Source organism: Promicromonospora sp. Populi, from assembly GCF_041081105.1.
Taxonomy (GTDB): Bacteria; Actinomycetota; Actinomycetes; order Actinomycetales; family Cellulomonadaceae; genus Promicromonospora.
Genome location: NZ_CP163528.1, coordinates 3,318,487 through 3,344,256, shown reverse-complemented (window position 1 = coordinate 3,344,256; position 25,770 = coordinate 3,318,487). Strand labels below are relative to the sequence as shown.

Annotated in this window: 28 protein-coding genes, 1 tRNA gene and 1 pseudogene; 7 read left to right on the top strand and 23 right to left on the bottom strand. The window is 71.1% G+C overall.

What is annotated here, in order from left to right:
• The first annotated feature begins 100 nt into the window (after positions 1-100).
• Positions 101-409, top strand: a complete 309-nt coding sequence (locus tag AB1046_RS15195; RefSeq protein WP_369370143.1) for a DUF1540 domain-containing protein — start codon at positions 101-103, stop codon at positions 407-409.
• Positions 410-516: 107 nt separating this feature from the next.
• On the opposite strand, the gene AB1046_RS15190 is transcribed toward AB1046_RS15195, so the two are convergent.
• Positions 517-1,314 (bottom strand): hypothetical protein, encoded by a 798-nt coding sequence (locus AB1046_RS15190; RefSeq protein WP_369370142.1) that lies wholly within the window; start codon positions 1,312-1,314, stop codon positions 517-519.
• Positions 1,315-1,464: 150 nt separating this feature from the next.
• On the opposite strand from AB1046_RS15190, the gene AB1046_RS15185 reads away from it, so the two are divergent.
• Positions 1,465-4,989, top strand: coding sequence for an RNA polymerase sigma factor (locus AB1046_RS15185; protein WP_369370141.1), 3,525 nt, complete (start codon positions 1,465-1,467; stop codon positions 4,987-4,989).
• A gap of 49 nt (positions 4,990-5,038) precedes the next feature.
• Here AB1046_RS15185 and upp read toward each other — a convergent pair whose 3' ends face one another.
• The gene (gene upp / locus AB1046_RS15180; protein ID WP_369370140.1) at positions 5,039-5,674 is read right to left on the bottom strand and encodes a uracil phosphoribosyltransferase; all 636 of its coding nucleotides are present in this window, start codon (positions 5,672-5,674) and stop codon (positions 5,039-5,041) included.
• Positions 5,675-5,744: 70 nt separating this feature from the next.
• Between upp and AB1046_RS15175 the strand changes: the two genes are divergently transcribed.
• Complete coding sequence (locus tag AB1046_RS15175; RefSeq protein WP_369375726.1) at positions 5,745-6,236, top strand: nucleoside deaminase; 492 nt, start codon at positions 5,745-5,747, stop codon at positions 6,234-6,236.
• Between the two features lie 25 nt (positions 6,237-6,261).
• On the opposite strand, the gene AB1046_RS15170 is transcribed toward AB1046_RS15175, so the two are convergent.
• Positions 6,262-6,906: a hypothetical protein gene (locus AB1046_RS15170; protein ID WP_369370139.1), complete on the bottom strand. Its 645-nt coding sequence runs from the start codon at positions 6,904-6,906 to the stop codon at positions 6,262-6,264.
• Positions 6,897-7,763: an L-histidine N(alpha)-methyltransferase gene (locus AB1046_RS15165; RefSeq protein ID WP_369370138.1), complete on the bottom strand. Its 867-nt coding sequence runs from the start codon at positions 7,761-7,763 to the stop codon at positions 6,897-6,899. The genes AB1046_RS15170 and AB1046_RS15165 overlap by 10 nt, the downstream gene beginning before the upstream one ends.
• Before the next feature lie 445 nt (positions 7,764-8,208).
• On the opposite strand from AB1046_RS15165, the gene AB1046_RS15160 reads away from it, so the two are divergent.
• Positions 8,209-9,018, top strand: coding sequence for a Sir2 family NAD-dependent protein deacetylase (locus tag AB1046_RS15160; protein ID WP_369375724.1), 810 nt, complete (start codon positions 8,209-8,211; stop codon positions 9,016-9,018).
• Between the two features lie 4 nt (positions 9,019-9,022).
• Here the strand turns inward: AB1046_RS15160 and AB1046_RS15155 are convergent, their stop codons facing one another.
• From AB1046_RS15155 to AB1046_RS15140, 4 genes are all read right to left on the bottom strand, one after another.
• Complete coding sequence (locus tag AB1046_RS15155; protein ID WP_369370137.1) at positions 9,023-9,979, bottom strand: transglutaminase domain-containing protein; 957 nt, start codon at positions 9,977-9,979, stop codon at positions 9,023-9,025.
• A gap of 108 nt (positions 9,980-10,087) precedes the next feature.
• Positions 10,088-11,668, bottom strand: a complete 1,581-nt coding sequence (locus tag AB1046_RS15150) for a carbohydrate-binding domain-containing protein (protein ID WP_369370136.1) — start codon at positions 11,666-11,668, stop codon at positions 10,088-10,090.
• Entirely contained in the window at positions 11,665-12,504 is an 840-nt protein-coding gene (locus tag AB1046_RS15145) for a polyphosphate polymerase domain-containing protein (RefSeq protein WP_369370135.1), read from the bottom strand. Before AB1046_RS15145 ends, AB1046_RS15150 begins: the two co-directional genes overlap by 4 nt.
• A complete protein-coding gene (locus AB1046_RS15140) occupies positions 12,501-13,142 on the bottom strand; it encodes a DUF4956 domain-containing protein (RefSeq protein WP_369370134.1) in 642 nt (213 codons plus the stop codon). Before AB1046_RS15140 ends, AB1046_RS15145 begins: the two co-directional genes overlap by 4 nt.
• A 238-nt stretch (positions 13,143-13,380) precedes the next feature.
• Here AB1046_RS15140 and AB1046_RS15135 point away from each other — a divergent pair, with 238 nt between their 5' ends.
• Together AB1046_RS15135 and AB1046_RS15130 are read left to right on the top strand one after the other, a co-directional pair.
• Positions 13,381-13,683 carry a hypothetical protein gene (locus tag AB1046_RS15135; RefSeq protein WP_369370133.1) on the top strand — a complete coding sequence of 101 codons (303 nt, stop codon included), beginning with the start codon at positions 13,381-13,383 and terminating at the stop codon, positions 13,681-13,683.
• Between the two features lie 2 nt (positions 13,684-13,685).
• Positions 13,686-14,288 (top strand): hypothetical protein, encoded by a 603-nt coding sequence (locus tag AB1046_RS15130; protein ID WP_369370132.1) that lies wholly within the window; start codon positions 13,686-13,688, stop codon positions 14,286-14,288.
• A 9-nt stretch (positions 14,289-14,297) separates the two neighbouring features.
• Here the strand turns inward: AB1046_RS15130 and AB1046_RS15125 are convergent, their stop codons facing one another.
• Positions 14,298-15,059, bottom strand: coding sequence for a GntR family transcriptional regulator (locus AB1046_RS15125; protein ID WP_369370131.1), 762 nt, complete (start codon positions 15,057-15,059; stop codon positions 14,298-14,300).
• Between the two features lie 173 nt (positions 15,060-15,232).
• On the opposite strand from AB1046_RS15125, the gene AB1046_RS15120 reads away from it, so the two are divergent.
• A tRNA-Ser gene (locus tag AB1046_RS15120) sits at positions 15,233-15,319 on the top strand.
• 77 nt (positions 15,320-15,396) lie between these two features.
• Here the strand turns inward: AB1046_RS15120 and xerC are convergent.
• The 14 genes and pseudogenes from xerC to AB1046_RS15050 form a co-directional block, all read right to left on the bottom strand.
• Positions 15,397-16,653 (bottom strand): tyrosine recombinase XerC, encoded by a 1,257-nt coding sequence (gene xerC, locus AB1046_RS15115; protein ID WP_369370130.1) that lies wholly within the window; start codon positions 16,651-16,653, stop codon positions 15,397-15,399.
• Entirely contained in the window at positions 16,653-16,868 is a 216-nt protein-coding gene (locus AB1046_RS15110; RefSeq protein WP_369370129.1) for a helix-turn-helix transcriptional regulator, read from the bottom strand. The genes xerC and AB1046_RS15110 overlap by 1 nt, the downstream gene beginning before the upstream one ends.
• 206 nt (positions 16,869-17,074) lie before the next feature.
• Positions 17,075-18,265, bottom strand: coding sequence for a DUF3631 domain-containing protein (locus AB1046_RS15105; RefSeq protein ID WP_369370128.1), 1,191 nt, complete (start codon positions 18,263-18,265; stop codon positions 17,075-17,077).
• An 11-nt stretch (positions 18,266-18,276) separates the two neighbouring features.
• Positions 18,277-18,597: a WhiB family transcriptional regulator gene (locus AB1046_RS15100; protein WP_369370127.1), complete on the bottom strand. Its 321-nt coding sequence runs from the start codon at positions 18,595-18,597 to the stop codon at positions 18,277-18,279.
• A gap of 14 nt (positions 18,598-18,611) precedes the next feature.
• Positions 18,612-19,070, bottom strand: a complete 459-nt coding sequence (locus AB1046_RS15095) for a hypothetical protein (RefSeq protein ID WP_369375845.1) — start codon at positions 19,068-19,070, stop codon at positions 18,612-18,614.
• Between the two features lie 74 nt (positions 19,071-19,144).
• Entirely contained in the window at positions 19,145-19,537 is a 393-nt protein-coding gene (locus AB1046_RS15090; protein ID WP_369375843.1) for a hypothetical protein, read from the bottom strand.
• 88 nt (positions 19,538-19,625) lie between these two features.
• Positions 19,626-19,994: pseudogene (locus AB1046_RS15085) on the bottom strand (DNA cytosine methyltransferase); the annotation flags it as partial.
• The gene (locus AB1046_RS15080; protein ID WP_369370126.1) at positions 19,991-20,503 is read right to left on the bottom strand and encodes a hypothetical protein; all 513 of its coding nucleotides are present in this window, start codon (positions 20,501-20,503) and stop codon (positions 19,991-19,993) included. The pseudogene AB1046_RS15085 and the gene AB1046_RS15080, both read right to left, overlap by 4 nt.
• Before the next feature lie 56 nt (positions 20,504-20,559).
• On the bottom strand, positions 20,560-20,997 hold the full coding sequence (locus AB1046_RS15075; protein WP_369370125.1) for a hypothetical protein: 438 nt from the start codon (positions 20,995-20,997) through the stop codon (positions 20,560-20,562).
• Positions 20,994-21,563, bottom strand: a complete 570-nt coding sequence (locus tag AB1046_RS15070) for a hypothetical protein (RefSeq protein WP_369370124.1) — start codon at positions 21,561-21,563, stop codon at positions 20,994-20,996. The genes AB1046_RS15075 and AB1046_RS15070 overlap by 4 nt, the downstream gene beginning before the upstream one ends.
• A 140-nt stretch (positions 21,564-21,703) precedes the next feature.
• Positions 21,704-22,066, bottom strand: coding sequence for a hypothetical protein (locus tag AB1046_RS15065; protein WP_369370123.1), 363 nt, complete (start codon positions 22,064-22,066; stop codon positions 21,704-21,706).
• Positions 22,067-22,132: 66 nt separating this feature from the next.
• On the bottom strand, positions 22,133-23,263 hold the full coding sequence (locus AB1046_RS15060) for a hypothetical protein (RefSeq protein WP_369370122.1): 1,131 nt from the start codon (positions 23,261-23,263) through the stop codon (positions 22,133-22,135).
• Positions 23,264-23,314: 51 nt separating this feature from the next.
• Positions 23,315-23,515 carry a hypothetical protein gene (locus AB1046_RS15055; protein ID WP_369370121.1) on the bottom strand — a complete coding sequence of 67 codons (201 nt, stop codon included), beginning with the start codon at positions 23,513-23,515 and terminating at the stop codon, positions 23,315-23,317.
• Between the two features lie 3 nt (positions 23,516-23,518).
• Positions 23,519-25,768, bottom strand: a complete 2,250-nt coding sequence (locus AB1046_RS15050; RefSeq protein WP_369370120.1) for a hypothetical protein — start codon at positions 25,766-25,768, stop codon at positions 23,519-23,521.
• Positions 25,769-25,770: the final 2 nt, after the last annotated feature.

Genomic DNA, 25,770 nt, shown 5'->3' with positions numbered 1-25,770 from the left:
AAAAAGGTAGGTAAGGCATTCCTTCCTCTACGCGTTCTGCGTTTCCGGAATATGATCTAGATATTCTGGATGGCACTGCACCACGCTGAGGAGAGAGTTCATGAGCACACTGATGGAGATGCCCGAGGTCGCCGAGTGCTCGATCGACGGCTGCGGTTACAACCACGACCACGGCTGCCACGCCGGGGCCGTCACCATCGCGGGCCACGCGGGCGACGCCACCTGCGCCACGTTCATCCCGCTGAGCACCAAGGGCGGTCTGGAGAAGGTCATCGCTCACGTCGGCGCGTGCCAGCGCAGCGAGTGCACGCACAACGACAACCTCGAGTGCGGCGCCTCGTCCATCCGCGTGGGTGCGGGCCCCGAGGACCCGGGCCACGCCGACTGCCTGACCTTCCAGCAGGCCTGAGGACACTGCGCAAAGGCCACACCGCGGGCCACATCGCGCAAAAGGAAGAGCGCCCGCTCGACGCTGAGCGGGCGCTCTTCGGTCTTTGGCCCTTGCGGGGCGGAAGTTCAGCGAGCCAGGTGGTCCAGCAGCAGCAGGGCGTCGTCGTGCGTCCCCGGCAGGCGCTCCACCCACACCCGGGTCGGTCGGCGGACCTCGGTCGTCAGGCCGAGCACCTCGGCGTTGCGCTCGACGACGCGGCGGAGCGACTGCCCCAGCTCCGCGGTCGCGGGGCCGCGCTCGCAGAGCACCACGAAGGTGCCGTCACAGACGGCCGCCATCGGGTGGCCCTCTCCGAAGACCTGCTGCAGGGTGCGGCCGATCGCGGCGGAGCGGGCGAGCCGCTGCCACGTGTCGAGGTTGTCGAGGCCGACGTCGAGCACAAGCAGGCAGTGGGTGGCGCCCGCGGTGGTACCCGTGCGCTGCGCCGTGCCGTAGGTCTCGCGCAGCCGCTCGCCCAGGTACTCGCCGGTCGGCAGGCCGGTCGACGGGTCGTGCGTGGCGACCTGGTACGGCATGCGCTCGTGCTCCCCGACCCAGCCGATCGCCGCGGCGCGCAGCGCCCCGACGTCCGTGGGGCGGCCGAACGCGGCGTAGAGGCACGCGACGTCGTCGAGTGCCTCGGTGATGCCGGCGCCCACCGCGGCTCGAGCTGCTCCCAGGCGCTCAGCGGGCGCGATCACACCGCGGTCCTCGGCCAGTGCCTCGGCCAGTGCCTCAGCGGCGGGGTGCTCCCAGTCGTTCGGCCGGATCCAGACCGACGCAAGGCTCGTAGCGCGCCACCGCTCGCGCAGGTCGTGCACACGCACCGGCGCCTCCTGCTGCGACTCGCTCATGATGTAAGGACCCTCACGGGGATACATCATGACGCACCTTCGAAGCAGATATATCAGACTTCACCCGGGCATCACCCCAGAATGTACTTTTCCACCCCCTAAATCGTCGGCGTGGCTCTATAGTCTTGGCAGGACGGCGACAGACATGGGAGCGCGACGACCGCGAGAGTCTGGGTGAATGTGAAGCAAGCCGAGAGCAGCACCGGGGAGACCCCGAGCGACGCGGAACTGATCCTGCAGGTCAGGTCAGGTGACCGCGACGCTTTTGGCGTGCTCTACGAGCGGCACGCCGGCGCTGCACGGGCCCTCGCTCGCCAGTATGTCTCGCCCGCTGACGCCGAGGACGTCGTCGCGGACGCCTTCAGCACCCTGTTCGAGATGCTCCGGCGCGGTGCCGGGCCCGACGCCGGCTTCCGCCCCTACCTGTACACCGTGGTCCGCCACCGTGCGTTCGACGTCTCCCGTGGTGCTGCCCGCACCCGCCCCAGCACCGACGACGAGATCGAGTCCGTGCTGGGCCGCGTGGCCTCGAACGAGGATCCCGCGCTCCTCGGCTTCGAGCGCAGCGTGATCGCCAAGGCCTACGTCGACCTGCCGGAGCGCTGGCGCGAGGTGCTCTGGTACGTCCTGGTCGACGACCTGAAGCCCGCCCAGGTCGCGCCGGTGCTCGGCCTCAGCCCCAACGGTGTCTCCGCGCTGCTCTACCGGGCGAAGGAAGCCCTGCGCGCCGGTTACCTGCAGCAGCACCTGACGCATGCGCCCTCCGACATGTGCCGCACCGTCAACCCGCTGCTCGGCGGCTACGTGCGCGAGAGCCTGTCCAAGCGCGAGACGACGAAGATCGAGGGCCACCTCGCCACCTGCGGTACCTGCAGCGCCCTCGTGCTCGAGCTGCACGACATCGCGCACGCCATGAAGACCGTCATCGCCCCGCTGGTGCTCGGCGCGGGTGGCCTCGCGCTCGTCGGCGCCGGTGCGCCGATCGGCGGCCTGGCCCTCGTGGCAAAGGCAGGGGCCGGCGCGGGCGCTGCGGCCACCAGCGCGCCTGCGGCCTCCGTGCCCGCGGCTTCCGTGCCCGCCGCCTCCGTGACGGTGGGCGCGGCGTCGACCGGCACATTCTCCGGGGCCGTGTCGTCGGCGGTCTCCGTGACCGCAGGCGCCCTCGCCTCGGCCGCGGGCGGCAGCCTGGCAGCCGGCGCGATAGCCGTCGCCGCGGTCGGTGTGGTGGCGGCGCTGCAGATCGCGTCGCCCGCGGACGCCGAGCCGGTGGCCGACTCGGTGGTCACCGACACAGCTACCGGGGACGACCTGCCGGCCGCCGAGGAGGTCCAGGGCAAGCCCGTCCTGCCCACGGACACCGAGCCGCGCGACGAGACGAGCACTTACCTCGTCGTCGACTACACCGATGCCTCGCAGCCGCTGCTCGCGCGCGAGACCCAGAGCCTGGCACTCACCGTCCAGAACTCCGGTGACGCCGTGGCCTCGGGTACGCAGCTCAAGGTCACCCTCCCCGATGGCCTCACGCTCACGACGCAGAACGGGCCGTTCGGCACCGGCGTCGGCCGCGTGGTGTCGACCTCGTCGACGACCGACGACAGCGACCCGGCGTCGAGCCCGGAGGCCACGCCGGGTGCGAGCGCCGGGTCCGACGTCTCGGCGGACGGCGAGACCCAGGCCGAGCCGAGCTCTTCGCCCAGCTCGCCGGCCACGGTGGGGCCGATCACCGCCGACGTACCGGCCAGGTGCCTGCCGACGGAGCAGCAGAACGTGCTGCTCTGCTCGCTCGGCGACCTCGGCCCGGGTCAGGCGCAGTACGTCGACCTGCCGGTGCGGGCCAACTCCGGGGGCGACTACCCAGTTGGCGCCGAGGTCTGGGCCGACGGCATCGAGCACATCGGCGCCAACCTGCCGGACCGCACGGTGGCACCGTTCGGTGCTGAGCTCTCCGCGTCGACCGACGACGTCTCGCTGTCGAGCCCCGGCACCGCCGTGCTGCCGGTCCGCGTCGTCAGCACCGGTGACCAGACAGTGCCCGCCGACTGGGCGGTCGAGGTGACGCTGCCCGACGGCGTCACCCCCGCCTCCGCGCAGCCGGAGCTGTCGTGTGGGGCCGCCGCCATGCCGAACGCCTGGTTGTGCGCGCCGCTCACCGGTACGGACGCGGCGGCCGTGCAGCTCGACCCGGGCCGCACGGTGGAGGTCGCGCTGAGCATCACGACCGCCGCTGCGTCTTCGGGTGCGGCCCCCACCACGCTCGGCGTCGCGAACGTCCGTCCCGTCCTCGAGGGCTACGCGCACTCGTCCTCCGCGACGCTGGTCGCCACCTCCGCCTGGGTCAACGCCGCGGACGGCGTGAGCGGCGTCACCGCCTCCTGCCTCGCGCAGGGCGGCGCGGGCGTGGCGGATGCCGCCGTCGGCGGTACGTACACCAACACGACGCAGCGCAGCCTGCGTGTCGCGCTCGAAGCCGCGGGCGGCAGGGCGTCCTCCAGCGACGACATCGCACCGGGTGAGAGCACCCGGCTGTCGGTGTCCGACGGCCTCCGGCTCCCGGCGGGACAGGCGGTCTTTGTCCTGGCCACCGCAGTGGACGGCCAAATGTACGAGACCCGCGTGGCGGCCGGCGACCATACGCGGGCGGACTGCTACCGGCCGGACTGGACCGCTGACACGACCGTGCAGACCGTCAACCTGGGCGGCACCGTGGGCGTGGAGGGCACGCTGACCAACAAGTCGGGCGAGACCCTGTCCGCCGTGATGTCCGTGCCGGTGGGCGACGGCACCATCGAGTCCGTGCGCCTCCCGGTCTCGGCGGGTAGCGACCAGAAGTTCACCGTGGACACGGGCCGCATGCACGTGCCCCCGGGCGACGTCACCTTCCGCCTCTCGCGGGACGGCGCGGACGCCGACGGCGACCTGCCCGACGGCCCGATCGTGCCGAAGGACAACCCCACGGCGCACCACAACGGCGCGCTGATCGCCCCGGCGTTCGGCGGCGACAAGCCGGTGGACGCGGGGATCTGCACCTTCGACGCGGCGGCGGACCACTCGGTGCAGACGTTCTCCGTCACTGCCGACAACCGCCAGTCGAGCCTGCCCGTGCGGTTCCACGTGGGCGACGTGACGAAGACCGTGCCCGCCGGCCAGGCCATGAAGATCGAGTACCCCGTCGTCTGGGGTACCGAGACCGCCACCCTGACGGCCGGCGAGCAGACCCTGGGCGAGATGGACGTCTCGTTCAAGTCGTGCGCCGAGCTTTCGTGGCCCAGCGAGAACATGGGGGTCAGCGCCACCTCGGAGTGTGTCGAGGCCGACTGGTCAACACACTTCGCGGCCGCGGTGGACAACCGGACCGGCCGCGACTGGGCGGGCGTGCTCGTCCGTGTGGACACCGGCGAGACCGGACCGGAGACGGTGGTCCCTGCCGGTGCGACGACGGAGCTTGGGCTCACCCGACCGCTGCCGATCAGCACAGCGGGGCAGGTCTCCGTGCGGCTGACCCGCCAGCTCGAGGGCGAGGCGCACACCGTGGAGCAATCGTTCTGGGTTCCTGCCGCCGTGTGCGGTGGCGTGGAGTGCGAGCCGTCGTTCGAGACCGCGTCATCCGTGAGCGCCCTGAACTGGTCGTGGACCAGGCCGGAGAGCTGCGCCGAGGTCGGCGAGGGCGACCAGCCCGACGACGACGGCGACACCGAGCAGGCGTAGTCCGCCGGAGGCTTGGCCCCGGCAGGGCCGGCGCGCCCTGCCGGGCCCGTCAGACGATGCCGTACAGCCGGTCGCCGGCGTCTCCCAGACCCGGCACGATGTAGGCCTTCTCGTTGAGGCGCTCGTCCACGGCCGCCACCACGACGGACAGGTTTGCGCGGTCACCCACGTGCTCCTCCAGGGCCTGGATGCCCTCCGGGGCGGCCAGCAGGCAGACCGCGGTCACCTCGCGGGCGCCCCGCTCCAGCACGTAGTCGATGGCGGCGACCAGCGTGCCGCCGGTGGCGAGCATCGGGTCGATGAGGAACACGTGCCGGCCCGTGAGGTCGTCGGGCAGGCGGTTCGCGTACGTGACGGCCTTGAACGTCTCCTCGTCGCGCACCAGACCGAGGAAACCGACCTCGGCGGTCGGGAGCAGGCGGCTCATCCCGTCCAGCATGCCCAGACCGGCGCGCAGGATCGGCACCACGAGCGGCGGCGGGGACGCGAGCCGCGTGCCGGTCATGGTGGTGATGGGCGTCCGTACCTCGTGCGGCTCGGTGGCGATCTCCCGGGTGGCCTCGTAGGCCAGGAGCGTGACGAGCTCGTCGACGAGCAGGCGGAAGGTGGGCGAGTCGGTGGTCTCGTCCCGCAGGACGGTCAGCTTGTGGGCGACCAGGGGGTGGTCAACGACGTGGAGGCGCATGGGGCCAACGCTACCGGCCCTTCCTTCGATGTCAGACGCTCAGGTCATTAAGGTGACCTGTGTGTCTGACATCGAAGGGCTGAGCGCGCTGAGCGTCGTGGAGCGCCGCGCGTACTGGGAGCGCTGGGTCGGTGCCGCGCTCGACGAGGCCCGCCGCGCCCTCGACACCGGCGACGTGCCGGTCGGTGCCCTGGTGCTCGACGGCGCGGGGCGGGTGATCGGCGTCGGGCACAACGAACGGGAAGCGACAGGCGACCCGACCGCCCATGCCGAGGTGCTCGCGATGCGGGCCGCGGCCGCCGTACGCGGCGAGTGGCGCCTGACCGGCTGCACGCTCGTGGTGACGCTGGAACCCTGCCCGATGTGCGCGGGCGCGCTCGTCCAGGCGCGGGTAGAGCGACTGGTCCTCGGCGCGTGGGACCCGAAGGCCGGCGCCACCGGCTCCGTCTGGGACCTGGTGCGCGACCAGCGCGCGCTGCACGAGGTCGAGGTGCTCGGCGGCGTCCGCGAGGACGAGTGCGGGGCGCTGCTCCGGGAGTTCTTCGAGGCTCGGCGGGGCTGACTGTCCGGCGGGGCTGAGCGCCGGGTCAGACCTGGGGCAGCGCGGAGTGCAGCTGGTCGAGCAGCGTGCGCAGGCGCAGCAGGTACAGCCGCTCGTTCGCGAGGCTGGACAGGCTCGACCGGGTGTCCGCGCCGTCCTGGTACTTGATGAGCATGAGCTCGAACTCGGTCAGGTCCCGGCGCCAGTTGTACCCCTGCAGCTGTTCCCGCCAGCGGTGCAGCTGTCCGACGAGCGCGCTGTCCGGCGCCCGGCTCAGGACCCCCGAGGCGAGCGCGGCGTCGACGGCCGACAGCGCCAGCCGCGGGCTGACGGAGAGCGCGCGCTCGCCCCCGGTGCGGAGCCCGGCGAGGCGCCGCTCGACGATTGCGCGGTTCTGCTGCAGCTCGAAGACCACGGAGGCGACCACCTCCGAGCGACGTTCCGTCTCGGCGTTCTGCCGCTCCACGATCAGTCCGGTGACCCCCGCCAGCAGCGTCAGGGAGTTGACCCAGGGTTCCCACTCGGGTCCGACGCCGAGTATCCACAGGATGCCGAGCACAAATGCGACGCCGAGCAGGGCGTAGGTGGTCACGGCGACGGTGACGCGCCGCCGTCGGGCCCAGCGGCGGTTCGACCAGGCCGCCACGAACCGCTGCCACAGCGCGCGCAGCCGCGCTCGGCTCACTTCCACACGTCGAACGTCGGCAGGGTGACCCGGGCGTTCTCGTCGCGGGCAACGAGACGCAGCTCCAGGCCGAACGGGCTGGGCCGCTGCGTGTGCCGGAAGCGTTCGCGCTGCATGTGCGTGGTCCGCAGGCCCGCACCGGCGACGAGCTGGTCGATCCGCTCGGACGTGTACTTCCTGGTCGTGTACAGCCGGATCGTGTCCTGCGGTTCGAGGTGGATCGGGCGGCTGCCGGGGATGAGCATGCGGAGGGCCTCCCCGCCGACGTTCTGCCAGTACACCTTGAGCAGGATGCTCTCGTTCTCGACCGACCCGGCGAACCGGATCTGGTCGAGGTCGATCTTGAGGTCGGTGTTGTAGCGGACGGCGCTCGCGACGAACTCCACGAACCCACGGGTCTGGCGGTACTCGGCCTCGGCGGCGCGCACGGCCTCCTGGGACAGGTTCTCCGTGCTGGCGAACTCGACGAGCATCCGGTCCTGCGGGCGGAGCACCTGGGCAAGACCGTTCAGGAACTCGCCGTCGTCGTCGAAGTTGGCCACCGTGTTGCCGACGAGCGAGTAGAGGATCGCCTCGTCGCCGACGAGGCGGTCGAGGAACAGCTTCAGCTCCTCGAGGTTGCCGTCCAGGGAGAGATCGATCTGCAGGCCGAGGGACCGGTCCAGGGGGAAGTGCGCCTCCCGGACGGCGGTGCGGGAGCCGGTGCGGAGCATCTCGGCGCTCATGTCTATCGGGATGTAGAGCATCGACGGGTTGGCCCGCCGCATCGTCTCCAGGAACATCCCGTCCTTGGCCCCGGTCCCGACGCCGAGGCTGACCAGGTGCACGCACTCGTCCGTGACGAGGGGGAGATGCTGCGCCACTGCCGGCGGAACATCTCGGTGCCCACCTTGATCACCATGTAGGTCGGGTCGTTCGACGCGTTGAACCAGGCGATCGTGGGGCCGATCCCCCAGTAGGCGTACCCCGACGGGACGCGCTTGCCGTCCCCGGTGGTCGAGTGGCCGTCGTCGAGGTGCTGGGCCAGGGTGGCGAGCTTGTCCGACTGGTCCTCGCCGACCAGCGTCACGGACCACGCGAAGTCGTCACCGGCAAGGGTGGCGTCGATCCTGGATATCGCTGAGTCGCCCACGCGGTCCCCTCTTGCTCCAGTGCAGCGAAACCCCAGGCTAGCGGGATGCGGTCGAGTGCGAAATGAAACACACGGCGGTGGCGGACCCCCGCTCTCGGCATACCCTCGTAAGCGTGATCCCACGAGCCCGACCCACCACCTGGCAGCCGGAGGCCGTCGACGTCGCCCGCACCACCGTGGACGACGCCGTCGAGGTGCTCGCCGGCCTGCGGATCACCGCGCTCACGGGCGCCGGGGTCTCGACCGACTCCGGCATCCCCGACTACCGCGGCCCTGACTCCCCGCCGCGCAGCCCCATGACCTACCAGCAGTTCGTCGGCGACGAGGAGTTCCGCCGGCACTACTGGGCTCGCAACCACGTGGGCTGGGCGCACGTGGACCGCACCTCGCCGAACGCCGGGCACCGGGCGCTCGTGCGGCTCGAGGAGCGCGAGATCCTCGCCGGGATCATCACCCAGAACGTGGACCTGCTCCACGAGGACGCGGGCTCCCGCAACGTCATCGACCTGCACGGACGCTACGACCGCGTGATCTGCCTGAGCTGCGGCCGGGTCATCTCGCGCGCGCACCTCGCCGAGCGGCTCGACGCCCTCAACCCGGGTTTCCTGGAGTCGGTCGGTGACGTCGCGGACATCGAGATCGCGCCCGACGCCGACGCCGTCATCGAGTCCACCGCGCACTTCCAGCCCGCGCCCTGCGAGTTCTGCGGGGGAATGCTCAAGCCGGAGATCGTCTACTTCGGCGAGAACGTGCCGCGCGAGCGAGTGCAGCGGGCGTTCGCGCTGGTCGACGGCGCCGGGGCGCTGCTCGTCGCCGGCTCGTCATTGACCGTGATGAGCGGGCTCCGGTTCGTGCGGCACGCGGCCGAGGCGGGCAAGCCCGTCGTCATCGTGAACCGCGGGATCACCCGGGGCGACAAGTACGCGACGGTAAAGATCGATGCAGGCACCAGCGAGATCCTAGAAGACCTCGCCAACCGCCTCTGACAGGTCAGTGGGCCGAGAGGTCCGTGATGCCGGCGTGGCCCGTGGGGGAGAGCGTGAGCACCTGCTCGCCCGGGTGCAGCCGGGTGTCCTCGCGATAGAGCTCGGCGAGCTGGTCGGCGGCCTCACCGTCGCCGCCGTCGGCCGCGACGAGCAGGTGGGCAAGCTCGTCGGCGACGGCGTCGAACTCGGCGTCGGACACATCGGTGCCCGGCAGGCCCGCCTCCTGGACCCAGGTCGCCGCCTGGCCGCCCGCGGCCTCGCGGACGTAGCGCGTACCCAGCTCCGGCCCCCACAGGTCCCAGAGCAGCAGCTCGTCGCGGTGCCGGTGCGCCACCTCGTACAGCACGTAGTAGCGGACGAAGTCCTTGCCGCTCAGGTGCGGCAGGTCCGGACCCACCCCGAACGTCGCCGGATCGGCCGCCCCGGCGCGGATCGCCAGCCACGCCTCGGCGGCCGTGATGTACGGCGCCCCCGGGCCCGTGGGCATGTCGTGCACGTCGAAGTCGAAGTCCTGGTTGTCCAGCTCCGAGTCGAACCGCACCCAGCGCTCGCCGTCCCAGCGCTCGCCCACCACGTGGTCAGCGTGCCAGCCGGGCGTGAAGTACTTGGCGAACCCGATCCGGGACCGCGCGGGGATGCCGTGCGTGCGCAGCACGCCGAGGGTCAGCAGGGTGTGGTCGCGGCAGCAGCCGGCCACCTGTTGCGCGGGTGCGCGCGGCCCGTCGAGCGGCGCGCGTGCCTCGGCCGCATCGAGGATCGACATCACCCAGCGCCGGTCCGGGTCGGGCTTTTGTGCTGCGGTCAGCTGCGGGCCTCCGGCCCGGTAGTGCACGACGGCGGAGCAGACGAACCGGTGCAGGTCTTCCGGATCGGTGCTCAGCTCGCCGAAAAACCCTGCGTGATTTCCGGGGTTCGAGTACGGACTGTGGTCCGAGTAGTCGAAGAGCGTGGGCGCGGGCATCGGTGTCCTCCCTCAGCGGTGCCCGGAACATTACCCCGCATTTCGCCCCGCCGAACAGCCAATTGGGACCACGTCGGTGGTTCGGCGGGGCAGTGTCAGACGGTCAGGTCAGGGCCGCCCGCCACCCATACCGGTGCTCGCCGGCGCCTCGCCCGCCGTCACGGTCGCGACGTCTGCGCCGCCCGCCTGGATGGTGTACTCCTCGCCCGCGGTCACGTCGGGCGAAGCCAGGACCACCGACTGGGTGTCCTTGGCCAGCGTCACCGTGGCGACCGCGGTCCCGGACGCGTCGACCACGGTCAGCTCGGTGCCCGCGCTCAGCGTGTCGAAGGTCGCCGCGACCCAGCCCTCTGAGCCGTCGCCCGGCGTCTGCAGCATGCTCGACGTCCCGATCGCGAGCAGCGTGCCGCCGTCCACCGTGAGCGCGCCAGCGCTGTCGAGGGTGCCGTTGCCCGCGCTTGTCGGGCCGAACACCGTCACGTCACCGCCCGAGACGGTCAGCGTCCCGTTCGAGTCCAGGCCGTCGCCCCCGGCGTCGACCGTCACGTCGCCACCCGTGATCACGAGCGAGAAGTCGCCCGCGGCTTCGCCCGGCATACCGCCGCCCTGCGGCGCCTCGGCCTCGGTGGGAGCCTCGTCGGTGGCGTCCGACGTCGCGGCCTCGTCCGACGTCGTGCTCGTGCCGCCCGCCGCGTTGAAGCCGTCGTCGGACGAAGTGACGTCTACCGTGCCGCCCGCGACCAGGATGTGCGCGGCCTCCAGGCCCTCGACGGCCTCGGAGACCGTGACCGCGGCGCCGTCCACCACAAGCTCGCTCTCGGCGTGCACACCGTCGTCGCCGGACGCGACGGTCACCTCTCCGCCGAGGAGCGCCGCGTAGCCGACGGTCTCGCCGTCCTCGTTGGTCCCGTCCTCGTTGTCCGCCTTCAGGCCGTCGCCTTCCGCGTCGACGTCGACCGTGCCGCCGGTCAGGACCAGGTAGTCCTTGCCGCGCACGCCGTCGTCCACCGCGGTGACGGTGATGTCGCCGTCCGCGATCACGAGGCCGTCCTTGGAGGCGATGCCGTCGTTCGAACGGCCGGTGACGTTCAGCGAGCCCGTGCCGGAGATCACCATGGCGTCGGACGAGAACAGGGCCGCATTGGGCGCATCCTCGCCGGTGTCCGCGTACGTCGTGGCGTCGGTGAGGTTGTTCGACGATCCGTCCGCCAGGACGACCGACACGTCGTCCGCCTGGGTGACCGCGATCGCGGAGCCGGTCGAGCTGGTGATGTCGGCGCCGTCGAGCACGAGCCGCACCACGCCGTCGGCTTCGGAGCTCACGACCACCTGGCCGTCGTCCAGGGTGCCGCTGATCCGGTACGTGCCGGGGGCGGTGATGGTGACGGTGGAGCCGTCGGCGGTGGCGCCGTCCCCCGAGACGGCAGCGCTGTCGCCGTCGAGCGAGACGGTGGTCTCGGTGGAGGTGTCCCAGGTCTCGTCGGCGAGGGCGGCGAGGGCGGTGTAGTCCTCGTTGCCGACGAGGGCGTCGGAAACGGTGCTCGCGACGTCGGAGGTGGTCGTGGTGGTGGTCGTGCTCGTTCCGCTCGTGGACTCGGTGGCGGCCGTGCTGCACCCGGCGAGGACGCCGAGCACGAGGGCGCCGGAGAGTGTTGCGGTCAGGACGGGGTGGGGTCGGCGAATCTTCATGAGGGAGTCCTCTCGCTGGTCAGGTCAGTGGTCGTGGGGATGGGCAGGCTCATCGCGAGCCGCCGTCGGACGAGGCGCCGCCAGGGCGCGTCCGGCAGCTCGGGCAGCAGGACGGCCAGCCCGGTCGCGTACTTGGAGATGCGGTCGGGCCGATGCCCGGCCCGCCAGAGCAGGCGGTCCACGGACGAGGGTCCGGAGCCGTCCGCGGTCTTGGTCTCGACCACCACGAGGTCGCCGATCGCGGCGCTGCGGCGCACGGTCGACGCGGTGTGCGGGTCGGCGTGCGGCCCGGTCTGCGGCCCGGCGCTGCCCGGCATGAGCAGGTCCCAGACGAGGCCGGTGTCGAGGGTGACGCGGGCGTCGTCGAGCAGGAGGGTGGTGCGGCGGTAGCGCGACCGCAGGGTCGGGGTGAGCGTGGGCGCCGGCGGCGCGCCGGCGTCGGCCAGACGGGCCGAGACGAAGGTGGAGGCGACGCCGAGGTGGTCGGCGTCGTCGTGCGGCTGCCGCTCCTTGACCGTGGTGCCACGGCCCGCACGGGTCTTCACCTCGACAAAGCAGGACCCGGTGTCGACATAGGTCCGCGTGCGGACCTTGAACCGACGACGGCGGCGCGTCGCCGAAAGGCGATAGGCGTCGAGGTCAGGGGTGTCGAAGTAGGTGGAGTCGTAGGCGAACGAGCGGGCACCGTCGATCTCCAGCACCCGGGCCGGCGGGAGCACGGCCAGCAGGTCGTCGAGCTCGTCCGGGGTCAGCACGTACTTGCGGTCGCGGCGCGTCTGCAGGGCGGCGACTTCGTTCAGCTCGTCGAGCGTGACGGGGTCGAGGGCATCGATCATCGTGCTGCCGCCAGCTCCGGGCGTCCGCCGGCCACGGTCCCCTCGTGCAGGGTGGTCGGCGCACCGGTGCCGTCGTCGGTCACGATGGGCAGGCGGCGCGCCTCGGAGTAGCGGACGTCCACCACGGTCGAGTCGTTCACAAGGTCCAGGCGCTGCACGGAGACCGCGTGAACGCGCGCCCCCAGCAGCTGCTCCAGATGCCCGACCAGATCGTCCCGGTCGGTGATGGCACGGTCCAGCACCACCAGCTGGCTGTGGTGCCGGGCGAACAAGCGCGAGTGATCACCCAGCGCCATGACCAGCAGGATCAGGCCGCTGCCCGCGATCCCGACCCAGCCGGTGCTCGTCCCGAGCCCACCCAGCAGGCCGAGTGCGAGCGACGCGAAGTAGTAGGCGACCTCGGTCTGCGACAGCTCCGAGGAGCGCAGCCGGATGATCGACAGCACGCCGAACAGGCCGAGCCCCAGGCCGGCCGCGACGGCGCTCGCGGAGAGCGTGGCGGACACGGCGAGCACGCCCACGTTGACGCCGAGGAGCGCAACGACGAGGTCGCGACGGCGGTGCCGGGGGAAGTACAGGGCGAAGGTCAGGATGGTGACGGCGACGAGGTCGACCGCGTAGAGCATGAGCTGGTTCATCGGTGCTCCGGGGTTTTCGGGTGAACACGAGGTAAACGCACGGACCCGATTGCTCCCTGCGATGACGCTGGGACAAGCCTGGAACTGGCTGGGAGTCGCCTGGACGGGCTGGCTGCAAGTCGACCGGTCCAGCGCGACTCTTCGCCAAATTGTTGAACAACCTAGATACTTATGTCGGACGCCGCTAGCCTGGTTGTGCAGCGATAGCCTGCCCGCCCGCGCCGGAGGATGAACCGACATGGCCGAACCGACAGTGCAGCAGCCCGTGGGGCGCCGGATCGGCGTGCTGGCCCGGGCCGTGCCCCTGTTCCTGCGGAAGGCGCGAGGGGGCGCCGGGTCGTCTGACCAGGCACGGGAGCCGGTTCGGCCCGGCATCATCTCGGTGCAACTGGACCTCGTGGTCACGGACGCCGACGACGCCGCGGCCGCCCTGGACCGCGTCGCCGGTGTGCTCCGGCCGGGCGATCACGCCTACCTCGTGGACCGCCCGGAGGCCGCCGACCCGCGGGTGGACGACCGGCCGTTCACGATCTGGGCCTGAACGTGCCCGGCCTGGGCTGGGTGGTGGAGCGCCACGTCACAGTCGCGCGTGCCACTGTGGCCACAGTCACCTATGTGCTGCTGGCCACCGCGTTCGTGCTCGGCGTCCTCTGGTTTGTGCTTCCCGGCGAGCCGCGCTGGGAGCCGGCGGTCAACTCGCTGACGCTCGTGGCGGGGATGACCGGGCTCATCGTCGAGCGCTTGAGCAGCGAGGCGGAGCGGCATGCCCAGGTGCTGGCCGCGGTCCGGCGCGAGCTGGAGCGGAACCGCGCGGTCCTCGCGGACAACGAGTTTGCGCGGACCGCGGACGACCGCCCGCGCGCCGTCTTCGCGCGGCTCGCGGTCTCGGCGGTCGACGCCGCGCTCGTCTCGGGCGCGCTGGACCGGCGCCGGGACACCGTGCTCGTGACGGGGCTGCACCGGTGGCGCGACACGGTCCAGGGATTCAACCGGCGCCTCGACCTCACCGAGAACATGAGCGTGCTGGAGCGGCAGTCGTCGGGGGAGCGGGAGGTCTGGGACGCGGCCATGCGCCTGCGCGGCGGGTACGTCGCCACCACGAGGGCGCAGCTCGACGAGCTGCTGACGACGCTGCCGGTGCGGTGAGCCGGTGCGTCAGGCTTGTTCGTGCGAGGCGCGCCGGGAGTAGGCGGCAGCGACCGTACGCTCCGACTGGACGAGGTAGTCGTCCAGCTCCGCCGCGGCCGCCGCGCTCTCCCCGGCGAGGGTCATCTCCAGGATTCGGGCGTTGCGCGCCACATAGGGGGCGTGCAGGTACTCCGGGTTCGCGAGCAGGCCGAACGCGAGGCGAAGCTCGGCCGAGACCGTGGCGTAGAGCCGGTCCAGGTGCGCGCTGTCGCAGAGCGCGACGATGCCGCGATGGAACTCCATGTTGGCCGTTCCGGCCGCGCGCCAGTCCTTCTTGTCGCGTGCCCGCTCCGCGCTCGCGACCGCCTCGCCCATGATCGCGGTCGCCGGGTGGCCCGGCAGTGCTCCCCGGAGGGCCTGCCCCTCGATCATCCGGCGCACACGATAGATGTCGAGGATGGACGCGAGCGTGGGCACGGCGACCATGACCCCGGCATGCGGGCGCCGCACGAGCAGGTTCTCGTGCGTCAGCACGCGAAACGCCTCGCGAAGCGTGTTGCGCGAGACGTCGAGGGTTTCGGCGACCGCCTTCTCCGAGAGTCGTTCGCCGGGCTGCGCCGTCCCCGTGATGATCCACGAGCGGATCGCGGCCGCCGTGCGCTCGACAAGGTCGCCGGCCCTGGCCTCCGCCGGTTCGGCCTCTGACGGCGCTGACGGCTCTGACGGTCCGGCCCCCGGCGGCTCTGCCGCGACCTCGAGAAGGGGCTCTTTGTGAGCGGGCGTCGGCATGTACCTACTCTACGGTTGCGCCCTGGACGCCCGACGACGCCGGTCACGTCGTCGGACAATAACGGGCCGAGTGAGACGCCCGCCGCGGCGTGGCAGGCGCGGCGCAACCGATTCGTGGAACCTGGCTTCGACCAGGTATCCTGCTACGGCCCGCTGCTGATGCGGCGGGCATAGGTAGCGTGTCCGAGCGGCCTAAGGAGCACGCCTCGAAAGCGTGTGTGGGTGAAAGTCCACCGTGGGTTCAAATCCCACCGCTACCGCACCCAGAGTGACAAACTGAGCCCCTGACCAGCGCAAACGCTGGTCAGGGGCTCAGTTTTTCTACCGCTGCTCCCGCCTAATTCCCGCTTTTTTCCTCGGCAGGGCTGTCCGTCGTACCCGCGATGAGCATGTCGAGAACCGTCCGAACATCGGGTGCGATGTTCTTCCGCCGCACGTAGTGCCGCAGCGTCGTCGCCTCCGATGAGTGCCCGAGCTGGGCGGCGGCGGTCTTCGTGTCGACTTCCTCGTCAAGGTGGTCAGCGACCGTCCGGCGGAAGTCATGCGGACGCACGGTCACGCCCGTACCGTGCAGCGCTTGCTTCAGTTGCTCGCGCACCCGGCCTGGCGAGCGCACCGTCCCCGCAGTCGACGGGAACAGCAGACCGTCCGGGCCGCCGTCGAGCGCGAGGTCCAGAGCGGTCCGTATTGCGGCGACGACGAACCCGGGAAGGGTCACCGTGTGAACCGAGGAATCGGTCTTGGGCTTCGTCTGCCGAATGAGTCGCCTCTTGGGATCCCCGTTTGCGTCGGGCACCTCGGCGCGAACGACGGTCCCGTTGACGGTCAGCGTTGGAGCCTCGCTGTGGAGGTCCAGGTCTTCCTCGCGGAGAGCGAGAACCTCACCGATCCGGAGCCCGGTGCCGAGCATCGTGTCCACGATTTCGGGTAGGAGCGTGACGTTCCGTACGCCCCGCTTCGCTGGACGATCCTCCCAGACGCGCACCGCCTTCCTGAGGATGGCGACCTCATCCAGCGACAGTGTGCGGATCTCTTTGCGCCGGCGAGGTTTGCGTACCGGCGCGGCGTCGCGGACAGGGTTCGTTGCGATGGCGCCATACCGCACGCACATACCCATGATCTGTGTCAGGACGTTGTTTGCCTGGCGTGCAGTGTCGTACTTCCCGGCGGCGTGGAGCGCTGCGAGTAGTCGGTTCACGGCTACCGGGGTGACCTCGCGCACCCGCAGTTTTCCGAGCCCGGGGCGTACGTGGTTCTTGATCGTGCTCCCGTACGTGATGAGCGACTGAGACGTGATGCCGTCTTCCCCCTCCTGTTTGCGCTCACGAACCCATTCATCGATTGCGTCGGTCATTTTCGTCGTGCTCGTGATGGGCACAACGCCATCGGCGGCGCCGGTGCCGGACATCGCGTGCAGCTTGTCTTCCAGCTTTCGCTTCGCGGCGCCCCTGGACTTACCGAACGCTTCGGGCTCGCTGGTGGCGCCAGTAAACGCGCGGTACTTGGTGCGTGCGCGCCACACGCCGGGACGGACCTCTTTCGGGTTGATCTCGCCCCAGCGTCCGGGCTCCAGTGGCGGACGGCCCCGGCCCATCAGCCGGCCTTCCGCTCGTCGCCGACGCTGTCTAGCCAGGCCTCGACGTCGGTCTCGCGATACCGCAGTCGACCGCCGACGCGCAGCACGCGGGGACCGCCCCCGCGGCTGGACCAGGCGTAGACGCAGTGGAGCGTCACGCTGAGATAGTCGGCGAGTTCCTCGGGCGTCATCAGTCTCTTCTTGAGGGGCGTCGGGAGCGTGTCGGTGCTCATCGTTGGTTCCTTTCGCGGCACTGCACTAGCGACTTTGGGCAGGGGTAAGTGTCAGAAGTGTCAAAGTGTCAGCGGGCAGGTGTCCGCCCAGGTCAGGCGGTGTTTTTTGGGCTGACACTTTGAGATTTTGAAGTGTCAGCGAAGTGTCAGCGGTCGGGCGCTGACACTTCGCTGACACATAGGTCGAGGCGAAGTGTCAGGCTGATTTATGGGGTCTGACCTGCGCTTTCGTTGGTCGGTTGACGCTTTGACACTTCTGACACTTGGGTCCCCTGATCGGGTACCGGCGTCTCGGGGCAGTAGCGGCCCCAGGCGTCCTCGAAGTCGGACCGCAGGTAGCCCCGGGCCTGCCCTGTGGGCAGGTTCAGGACGCCGGCCCCGATGGCGTACTCGCGCAGCAGGGCGCCGAGTTTGTGCGTGGACAGGCCCTTGGGTCCGTAGGTCGCCCACGGCGCTTCCTCGTTGGCGGTGAGGCGGCCCAGCAGCGCGACGGACGGCAGGGCGTCCGCGTCGCCGAACGCGGTACGGATGTCCCTTAGGAGTTGTGTGGTCAGGGATGCCTTGGCGGAGTCGTCGCGGGCCTGGGTGAGCTTGACGGCGGCCCGGCGTGCCTTCTCGGGCCAGTCACCGCCGGCGAGGTCCGCGACAGCGACCAGGGGTTCCCACAGGTCGGCGGGACGGTCCTCGACCGGCATCGGGGGAACGGCCAGCTCCAGGGTCTGCATGTTGGCCCGGACCCACCGGTTCAGTCGCACACGGAGCCGGTCGAGGGGTGCGCCGTCGCGGCGCTTGCGGTAGGGGGCGACTTCCTCGCCGGGCTTGCGGCGGCGCATGCTGATCAGCACGGCCCGGTCCTCGATGGTGTCGGGCATCCGGCCGATGCCTGCCAGGGCGGCCATGGCGAACGTGGAGAGCTTGTCGACGTCGTCGCGGGCGGCGTTGTAGCGCAGCGTGTACGCGCCGCGCTCGAACCCGCCGTTCAGCAGACCGCGCAGGTCCTCGTCTCCGGCGGCCTTGGCGCCGAACACGGTGTCTGCCTCGTCCAGCAGCACGGTGGGCGGGTCGGACTCAGCACCGGAGATCGCCCGGTACATCGCCGACGACGAGACGTTGATCGCCATCAGCTCGCGGTGGCACATGGCCCGGATGAGCTGCATCAGGCGGGACTTGCCGCACGCCTTCTCCGGCGCCCAGATGACCAGGCGGGTGGCGTGGGTCCATGCCGGCATGGCGTGCGTAGCGGCGATCCACAGGACGACACCGGTCATGGCGTGCTCGTCCGGGAGGATCACGTACCGGGACAGGGCAGAACGGACCTGGTCCAGCAGGACAGCACCGTTCTCGGTCGCGGCGTCGTCGGGCAGCTCGGGCTGCACATGGCTCGTGGTGGCAGTCATCGTGTGTCCTTTCAGGCGGCCGCAGCGGCGGCAGCGTCGGGCTGGGTGGTCCGGGTGCGACGGCGGAGGGCTCGGCGCTGGTTGGGGGTGGTGCCGCCCCAGACGCCGTCCCGCTCGTTGCGGGCCAACGCCACAGCCAGGCACCGGGCCGCAATCAGGCACCGGGCCGCAATCAGGCACCGGGCGCATATCGCTTGGGCGCCGCGGGCGCTGGTCCCGGCCTCTGGGAACCACACCTCAGGGTCGGTCTGCGCGCATAGCGCCCTTGCTGCCTCAGCAGGGGTCAGGGCGCGAGCATCGAGCCGTGAGGTCAAGAGCGGGGTGAGGGACATGCGGGTTCCTTCCGTCAGGCTGCGAGGTTGGTGCGGACGCTGGCTTTGCGCTCAGTGAGTTCGTGCTGACCGTTGAGCGCGGCGGCACGGATTTCTAGGAGGCGGTGCAGTGCCTGGGCGGCTTGCTGTGGGACGACGCCGTTGCCCAGGGCTTGGAGCTGTTCGTTGCGGCTGGTGTCGGTGTCGGTGACCCACCCCTCGGGCAGGCCCTGCATCCACTCGACGAACCGCGGTCCCAGGCGCTGCGCACCACCGCGACCGGTCGGCTCGGTGGGCGCCGGCGCGAGTCGTCCGAGGATCGGCTCCCACCGTTCGATGGCCGGGGTGTAGGTCCCGAACTCGGGCCGGTCGTCCCATCCCGGGGTTGTCCCGAGGGCCATGCCGAGGTTCGGGCCGTACCGGTCGGCGCTCTGCCGGTTCTCGTTGTTGCTCGCCTTCGGTGTCGGCAGCAGCGTGACCGCGCTGGGCAGCATCAGGTCACCGGAGGACCCGCGCTGGTTCGGGCCACCCTTGGTGCCGTCCGTGGCCCTCGGCGTGGGCAGCAGTGCTACAGGTGCTCCATCTGGTCGGCCAGCGTCGGCTGATGCCCACCCCGCCGGCGCTTCGCCGGTTCCTGGCTCCCGCCGTTCGTCGCGAGCTGCGCGGTCGGCGTCGCCAGCAGCAGCGGCAACGCCCGCAACCCCGGCTCGGAGCGGCGCAGGTCGCCCGGCGAGGCTCCCTTCGCGTCGGTGGTCTTCGGCGTCGGCAGCAGCGGCTCCCCCGCCCACCCAGGCGGGACCGGCGGTGTCCTCGGTGCGGGTGTCCCAGGCGACGACGAAGACGCGGAACCGGCCGTGCGGGGCGCCGACGTCGGCAGCGCGTAGGCCGACCCATGCAGCGTCATACCCGAGACTGGAAAGGTCTCCGAGTACACGTCCGAGGGCTCGAAGATGGGGAGCATGTCCTGCAGTGGTGTCCGGATCCAGGCATCGCGGGCAGGGTCCCAGCTCGCTATCGACCTCTGACTGTGCGCAGGCTGAATAGGCTCCACGGACGTTCTCCCATACGACGAGTCGGGGGCGGGTAATCGCGATGGCCTCACGCATCGCGACCCACAGGTTCGAGCGGGTGCCCTCGGTCATCCCGAGGCGCTTGCCGGCCTGGGAAAGGTCCTGACACGGCGACCCGCCCGTCAGCACATCGATCGGCGCCGCGGCGGCCCAGTTGACGGTGGTGACGTCGCCGAGGTTCGGCACGCCGGGAAACCGCGTCTCGAGGATGCGGCACGCAGCGGGATCGACCTCTGAGACCCACACCAGGCGCACGGTGCCGAACACTTGCCGCAGGGCCAGCTCCAGCCCGCCGTACCCGGCGAACAACCCGCCCACACGCAACGGTCCGTACGTGATCGAGGTCATCGGGCCACCGCCAGCAGCGCGTTAAGGGCACGGGCCGATGCGCCGTCCCACGCGAGCCCCGTCAGGGCGACGGCGGCCCAGTCCAGAAAGAACGCCGCGCCCCGTTCGTCGAACTCCAGATCGGCCAGGTGCCAGTTCACGCGGCGAGTGGGGTGCAGGGTGGCGACCAGGCGGCACATGCGTGCCTCACCACCGGACATCACGTTCAGCGCTCGGGCGGCCTCGCTCGGGGTCGGGCCGGAGGCCTCCCAGGCCTCCCAGTCCGCGTCGGTCGCGTAGGTGGTCGACGGCGCGGGGTGGGTGTCCTCGTACCGGCGCCACGCAGCGGTGTAGGTGTCCAGGTCGGTGACCGCGTCGGCGAGCTGGTCCAGCCAGTGCGGGTGCTCCGCGCCGCGCAGGATCACGCGGGCGACCAGGCTGCGGGGCCAGTCGTGGCGGGCGACGAGCCAGTCGGCCGCCTCGTACGGGTTGCCCGGCAGTGACGGCAGGGCGGTGGTGTTCGTGGTCATGACGCTCTCCTGAGGTGCGGGTGCGGCGGGTGCGGGTGTGGTGGTGGGCACGGTGTTCATGCGACGCGGCGGAACGTGCCGGCCACGGTGTGGGCGTCGTCCTCCAGGACGGCCGGGGCCCCGTGGATCAGGTTGTCGATCGGCCAGACGGCGGTGACGACGGTGGGTGTGCCGGGGTGGGTGGTGCGCCGCCCGAACGGCCAGGTCCAGCCGTAGGCGGGCTCGTTGCGGGTGGTGATGATGACGTCCAGCTCGGTCACCGCGAGGTCGTTGCCCAGCAGGTCGGTGACGGGACGCACGAGGTAGGTCCCGGACAGGTAGACCCAGGTCGTGACCGTGCGCCGATGGACGCTGCGGCTGGTGAAGTCCGCAGGGACCTCGACCACGAACCACGGGCCAAGATCAGCGGACGGGACAGCGGTCGGGTGCCGGTAGCGGGTGCTCATGGTGGTGTCTCCCTCGGTGACGTGGTCGTGCTCGACGGGGTCGCTCATGCCGCAGCAGCGGCAGAGCCGGAGGTGATGGCGGGCCGGGTGGGTGAGCCGGTGGCGGCCACGACGGCGACGGCGTGCGCGCAGTACCGCTCCGACTCGGGCCAGTTCGGCGGGTAGACGTGCCCGGTCGCGGTGTGCATGGGCACGACGCCGTTGCGCCGCAGGATCTGGCGTTGCCGGGCTGCGCGGGCACGTTCGACGACGGCGCCCTCGGCAAGGCCGCGCTGGACAGCGGCGCTCTTGGCCTCGCGGGCACGTTCGTCGTCCGACGCGGCGCGGCGGTCGCACAGCTCGTCGTACGCGGGCCGGTTCGCGCTGGCCTGGAGGTCTGCCCGCCACCGCGCACTATGCGCGTCGGCGGCAGCCTCCAGCTCGGCGTCCAGCTGACGTCGCCCGGCCTGGATCCCGTCGGTGTGCCCGGCGTCGTAGCCCTGCTTCCAGGCGTCCCGGGTGCCGAGGGTGGTTCCGACGTGCTCGCCTGTTTCGTAGCCGTTCAGCCATGCGGCGAACACCTGCGGGTCGTAGGCCCGACCGGCGGCGAGCGGTGGAGCGGTGGTGGTGGTCATGGCGGTTGTCCTTCCTGTTCAGCGGCCTGTTTTTGGCATGGGTGGGGTAGGGGCACGGCGGTAGCGGTCGCGGCCCGCCGTGCCCTTGGCGGTGGGTTCAGGGGGTGTTTCGGGGGTGCAGCGTCGGGGCTGCTACCCCGCTACTTCCGCAGGATCCTGCGGTTTTCGGGGGTAGCGGGGCCGCTACCGGTAGCGGGGCTCTCGCTACCGTTCGCCGTGGCCTCGATGGGGCCGGCGGGGGTGGTGCGGGCTACCTCGTCGGCCTCGGTGGCGAGGGCGTCGGCGATGACCTGGGCGACGAGCATGGTCAGCATCGTCAGGACTCCGGCCGGGCCGTTGAGGACGATCCCGGCGCAGCCGAGGTCGACCAGCCAGTTCGTGCCGGTGGCCAGCCCTGCGGTGGTCACGGCCAGGGAGGCGAACAGGCCCCAGGTCAGTGCCCGGTTGACGGGCCGCAGCGTCTCGATCACGCGGGTCGGGCTCATGGTGTCGTTCGGGTTCACGGTTCCTCCTGTGTCGGTGACGGGGTGGCGCTGGTCAGGTGGCGGTGGGGTCGACGGGGCGGCAGGTCAGGCCTTGACCGTGGCGAGCAGCACGGCCGGGTCCACCGACCAGTCCGGGATCGGGTCGGTGTGGGGGCGGGCGTCGGCCAGCAGGCGGCGTGCAGTGCGGTCGGTCACGTGGTGTCCGGCCCCAGCGAGGGCGGACAGGGCGTCGGTCGCGGTGGCGTCCGGGTTGGTGTCCAGCAGCCCGGACACGATGCCCAGGCGGACAGTCCGGTCGGCGTTGGTGGGTCCGGCCGGGCGGACGGTCCGGCGCGGCGTGGGTCGGACAGTGGTTCGGACAGCGGCCCGGACACGGGGTGTGTCCTGTCCGGCTGCCGGGGTCGCGGACAGTCCGGCCAGGTCTGCGAGTTCAGCCCGGACAGACTCGGCGGTCCGGTCGGTGTAGTCCGGCCCGGACACGTGCCCGGACGGCGTGGGGGTGGTGAGGTGTCCGGCGACGCGGTTGTTGGCCTCGACGTGCAGGCGGGCTACGTCGGTCACGGCGTCCGCGACGGCGCCCAGCGAGTCCAGCCAGGCGCCGGTCTGGGTGCGCATCTGGGCGGGCGGCACCGACTTGAGCGCGATGGCGCGGGCCTGTCGGCGCCGGGCCTCGGCCTTGGCGATCGCGCGGCGGGCGGCGGGGGTGCCGTCGTCGGCGGCGTGTGCCCGGACAGCGTCCTCGGTGGTGAGGAACAGTGCGTGCATCCGCATGGACTGCCGCATGCCGGACCAGGACGCGCCGGACGCGAGGTGGCGGTCACCGATGAGGGCGAGGTGCCACATGAGCGCGGCCAGCAGGGGCACGATGAACCGGAACGCTGTCGCGCCGCCGGGGTGGCCCATGTAGACCTCGTGGATCGCGGCGAACACACCCGACGCCGTGGACAGGATCCAGGTGAGCGACAGCAGCACGCCGCCGGGCCTGTTGTCCCGGGCAGCCTCACGAGCCAGCAGAGCGACCGTGACCAGCGAGAGCTCGAAGACTCCGACGGTGGTGTAGGCGGTGACGGGGTCCATGCTCAGGACGTCGATGCCGAACGCAACCATCGCGAGGTAGGCCGAGAAGGTGGAGATGAGGGCGACGGAGACGGCGCCGGTCAGGACCAGGCGGCGGGAGCCGCTGGGGCGGGTGGTGGTGTGGTCGGTTGTGCTCATGGTGGTGCTCCTCTCAGGTTGAACGGGTCAGGTCGTGCGGGGGACGTGCGGTTACCACCAGCCGTCGCGCTTGGCGCGATCCTCGGCGGACTTGCGGATCGAGTCGTCTGCCTTGCGGCCCCACTGCTCGCCGCGCTTCCCGGCGACCTTCTTGCCGAAGCCAGACCAGGTGGAGGCGGTGTCGCCCCACTGCTTCGTCTCCTGCCAGCTCTTGCCGCTCTTGCTGTCCTTGCTGCTCTTGTCCTTGGCCATGGGTCAGTCCTCCGTGGTCTCGTCGTGCTCGGGGATCAGTGCGGTGAAGTCGGGCAGGGCGTCCGGCAGGGCGGCGACGACGTCGGCGCGGACCAGGCCGCGTCGGACGTTGTTCGCGCCGGTGCCGTGCTTGACGGACTTGGACATCACGCCGTGGCGCTTGGCGGCGGCGTGGACCTGCGCGGCGTCCCAGCCCTCGTAGAAGGTGGGCTTGTGCTCGGCCAGGCGGGCGGCGAGCTCGTCGCCCCAGACCTTGCCGTTGGGCCACTTGGGGTCATCGGCGGGCCAGACGGCCAGCAGGTGGTCCAGGATCGTGGAGTGGTCGGTGTCGGCGGGCTCGTCGCCGGCGGCCATACCCGTGAGGCGGCCCTCGGCCTCCCGGATGGCGCGAGCGCGGTCGGCGATGGTCTCGGCGGTGGGGGCGTCGATGTAGTCGCCGCGCAGGATGACGGGGTCGTTGCCCTCACCGGCGAGGTAGGCCACGCCCCGGTCGGTGCGGTTGAACATCGTGGCGTTGATCCCGGCCTTGTACGCCCCGGTCCCGAGCACCATGTCGTTCTCGCGCCACCCCATGACCTTGAGGCAGATGCGCAGCACGGCGTTGGCAGACACGGCGGTCGGGATGGACTTGTCGTCGGGGCGCTGGGTGGCGTGCCACAGCATGATCCCGGCGGCCGGACCACGACGGACGATGTCCTCCGCCACGGCCCGGATCTCGGCGCCGTGGGTGGGGTGCTCATACATGACCTGGGTCTCGTCGTAGGCCATGAAGATCGGGTGCATGCCCAGCCGCTTGTCACTGGCCAGGGCGTCGGTGACCTTGCCCTCGGGGCAGATGTCCTTGGGCAGGGTACGGATGAGCTTGTACCGGCGGCGCATCTCCTTCTGCACAGCCTTGAGCCCGGCCAGCAGGGCGGCGATGTCCTCGGGGTCGTCACCGGAGCGGTAGTAGTGCGCGACCTTGGCCAGGGGGTCGAGGTCGGCGCCGCCGCGCAGGTCGTGCGCGTGGATCTCCACCCGCGGGTCCAGCGCGGCCGCGAGCAGCAGCAGGCGCAGCGTGAACGTCTTGCCCATACGCGGGATGCTGCCGACGATGCCGGAGGCGTACATGAGGGTCATGTCCACCTTGCGGCCGCGCTGGTCCACCCCGACCCGGAACGGCTCGAACACGTTCACCGTGCCTTTGCGCGCCAGCGGCCACGGGGTGGGGTCGGACTGCGAGAGCGACTTGTCGCCGACGTAGAGGATCAGGCGGCCCTCGTGGACCTCGGGGTCGCCCTCGGGCCACACGCACCCGATCGGGCGGCGCAGCCCGGACGCGAGCTGGGAACGCTTCTCCATGACCTCACCGGCGGTCGCGCCCGGCGGCAGGTCGATGTCGGCACGGAACCCGGCACCGTCCCGCACGATCGACAGGAACCGGATAGCGCGCTCGTCCTGCCGCACCCCGGAGTTGACCGACCCCAGGCGCAGAGACACCAGCGCTTCCTTGATGAGGTCACCGGTGAGCGGCGGGATCTTCGCGGACGACGTCGCGTTGCCCGCGATCGTGGCCTCACGGTTACGGCCGACGACGCCCAGCACCCCGAGCGCTACGGCGGCGGTGGCGGCCTGCCAGATCGGGTCGGCCGCCACCGCGACACCAGCGACAGCGGCCGACGCCGTAGCGAGGCCGAACACCGCCAGAGCGCCACGACGGCGGGTCACGGAACGGGCGTCGCCACGAACCTTGAGGTACGCCGCCGGGTCGGACTTGGTCGCGGCCAGCAGAGCACGGCGGACCTCGACGTTCTCCGAGTCGGCCGCCCACCGCCATACGGTGGAGGTGATGCGGCCCGCACCGATCGGGGCACGACCGGCCAGCCGCAGCGCATACAGCGGCAGGCGCACCGCGTGGTAGGCGCACACGTGGCTGGAGTAGCCCACGGCCCACCGGGCGGTGGCCAGGAACGCCTCACGCGACTTGAGCCAGTCCGGCAGCACCTCGCGCCGGTCGGCCGGGCGCTGCTCGATCACCCGGGGCCCCTTGGGGGCAGGCGCCGCCTCGGGCTCGGTCGGGGCGTCGATCACCTCGCCCGTCAGCACGTTGTCGTCCTCAGGCTCGGTGCCGTCCGGCTGGACCAGAGCGGTGCCCTGGTCCAGCCCGTAGGCCTCGACCTCGTGACCGGGGCCGAACACCCACGCCTGCAGCTCGTCAGCACCGGGCAGCCCGTCATCGGGGGTGCCAGGCATGGACTCGTTGGGGGTCGTCATGC

Bases quoted from the DNA above. Each gene is read 5' to 3' on its own strand.
- AB1046_RS15195 (WP_369370143.1), top strand. From the start codon at position 101: ATGAGCACACTGATGGAGATGCCCGAGGTCGCCGAGTGCTCGATCGAC.
- AB1046_RS15190 (WP_369370142.1), bottom strand. From the start codon at position 1,314: ATGATGTATCCCCGTGAGGGTCCTTACATCATGAGCGAGTCGCAGCAG.
- upp (WP_369370140.1), bottom strand. From the start codon at position 5,674: ATGCGCCTCCACGTCGTTGACCACCCCCTGGTCGCCCACAAGCTGACC.
- AB1046_RS15155 (WP_369370137.1), bottom strand. From the start codon at position 9,979: ATGCCCGCGCCCACGCTCTTCGACTACTCGGACCACAGTCCGTACTCG.
- AB1046_RS15150 (WP_369370136.1), bottom strand. From the start codon at position 11,668: ATGAAGATTCGCCGACCCCACCCCGTCCTGACCGCAACACTCTCCGGC.
- AB1046_RS15145 (WP_369370135.1), bottom strand. From the start codon at position 12,504: ATGATCGATGCCCTCGACCCCGTCACGCTCGACGAGCTGAACGAAGTC.
- AB1046_RS15140 (WP_369370134.1), bottom strand. From the start codon at position 13,142: ATGAACCAGCTCATGCTCTACGCGGTCGACCTCGTCGCCGTCACCATC.
- AB1046_RS15135 (WP_369370133.1), top strand. From the start codon at position 13,381: ATGGCCGAACCGACAGTGCAGCAGCCCGTGGGGCGCCGGATCGGCGTG.
- AB1046_RS15125 (WP_369370131.1), bottom strand. From the start codon at position 15,059: ATGCCGACGCCCGCTCACAAAGAGCCCCTTCTCGAGGTCGCGGCAGAG.
- xerC (WP_369370130.1), bottom strand. From the start codon at position 16,653: ATGGGCCGGGGCCGTCCGCCACTGGAGCCCGGACGCTGGGGCGAGATC.
- AB1046_RS15110 (WP_369370129.1), bottom strand. From the start codon at position 16,868: ATGAGCACCGACACGCTCCCGACGCCCCTCAAGAAGAGACTGATGACG.
- AB1046_RS15105 (WP_369370128.1), bottom strand. From the start codon at position 18,265: ATGACTGCCACCACGAGCCATGTGCAGCCCGAGCTGCCCGACGACGCC.
- AB1046_RS15100 (WP_369370127.1), bottom strand. From the start codon at position 18,597: ATGTCCCTCACCCCGCTCTTGACCTCACGGCTCGATGCTCGCGCCCTG.
- AB1046_RS15095 (WP_369375845.1), bottom strand. From the start codon at position 19,070: ATGCTGCCCAGCGCGGTCACGCTGCTGCCGACACCGAAGGCGAGCAAC.
- AB1046_RS15090 (WP_369375843.1), bottom strand. From the start codon at position 19,537: ATGCTCCCCATCTTCGAGCCCTCGGACGTGTACTCGGAGACCTTTCCA.
- AB1046_RS15080 (WP_369370126.1), bottom strand. From the start codon at position 20,503: ATGACCACGAACACCACCGCCCTGCCGTCACTGCCGGGCAACCCGTAC.
- AB1046_RS15075 (WP_369370125.1), bottom strand. From the start codon at position 20,997: ATGAGCGACCCCGTCGAGCACGACCACGTCACCGAGGGAGACACCACC.
- AB1046_RS15070 (WP_369370124.1), bottom strand. From the start codon at position 21,563: ATGACCACCACCACCGCTCCACCGCTCGCCGCCGGTCGGGCCTACGAC.
- AB1046_RS15060 (WP_369370122.1), bottom strand. From the start codon at position 23,263: ATGAGCACAACCGACCACACCACCACCCGCCCCAGCGGCTCCCGCCGC.
- AB1046_RS15055 (WP_369370121.1), bottom strand. From the start codon at position 23,515: ATGGCCAAGGACAAGAGCAGCAAGGACAGCAAGAGCGGCAAGAGCTGG.
- AB1046_RS15050 (WP_369370120.1), bottom strand. From the start codon at position 25,768: ATGACGACCCCCAACGAGTCCATGCCTGGCACCCCCGATGACGGGCTG.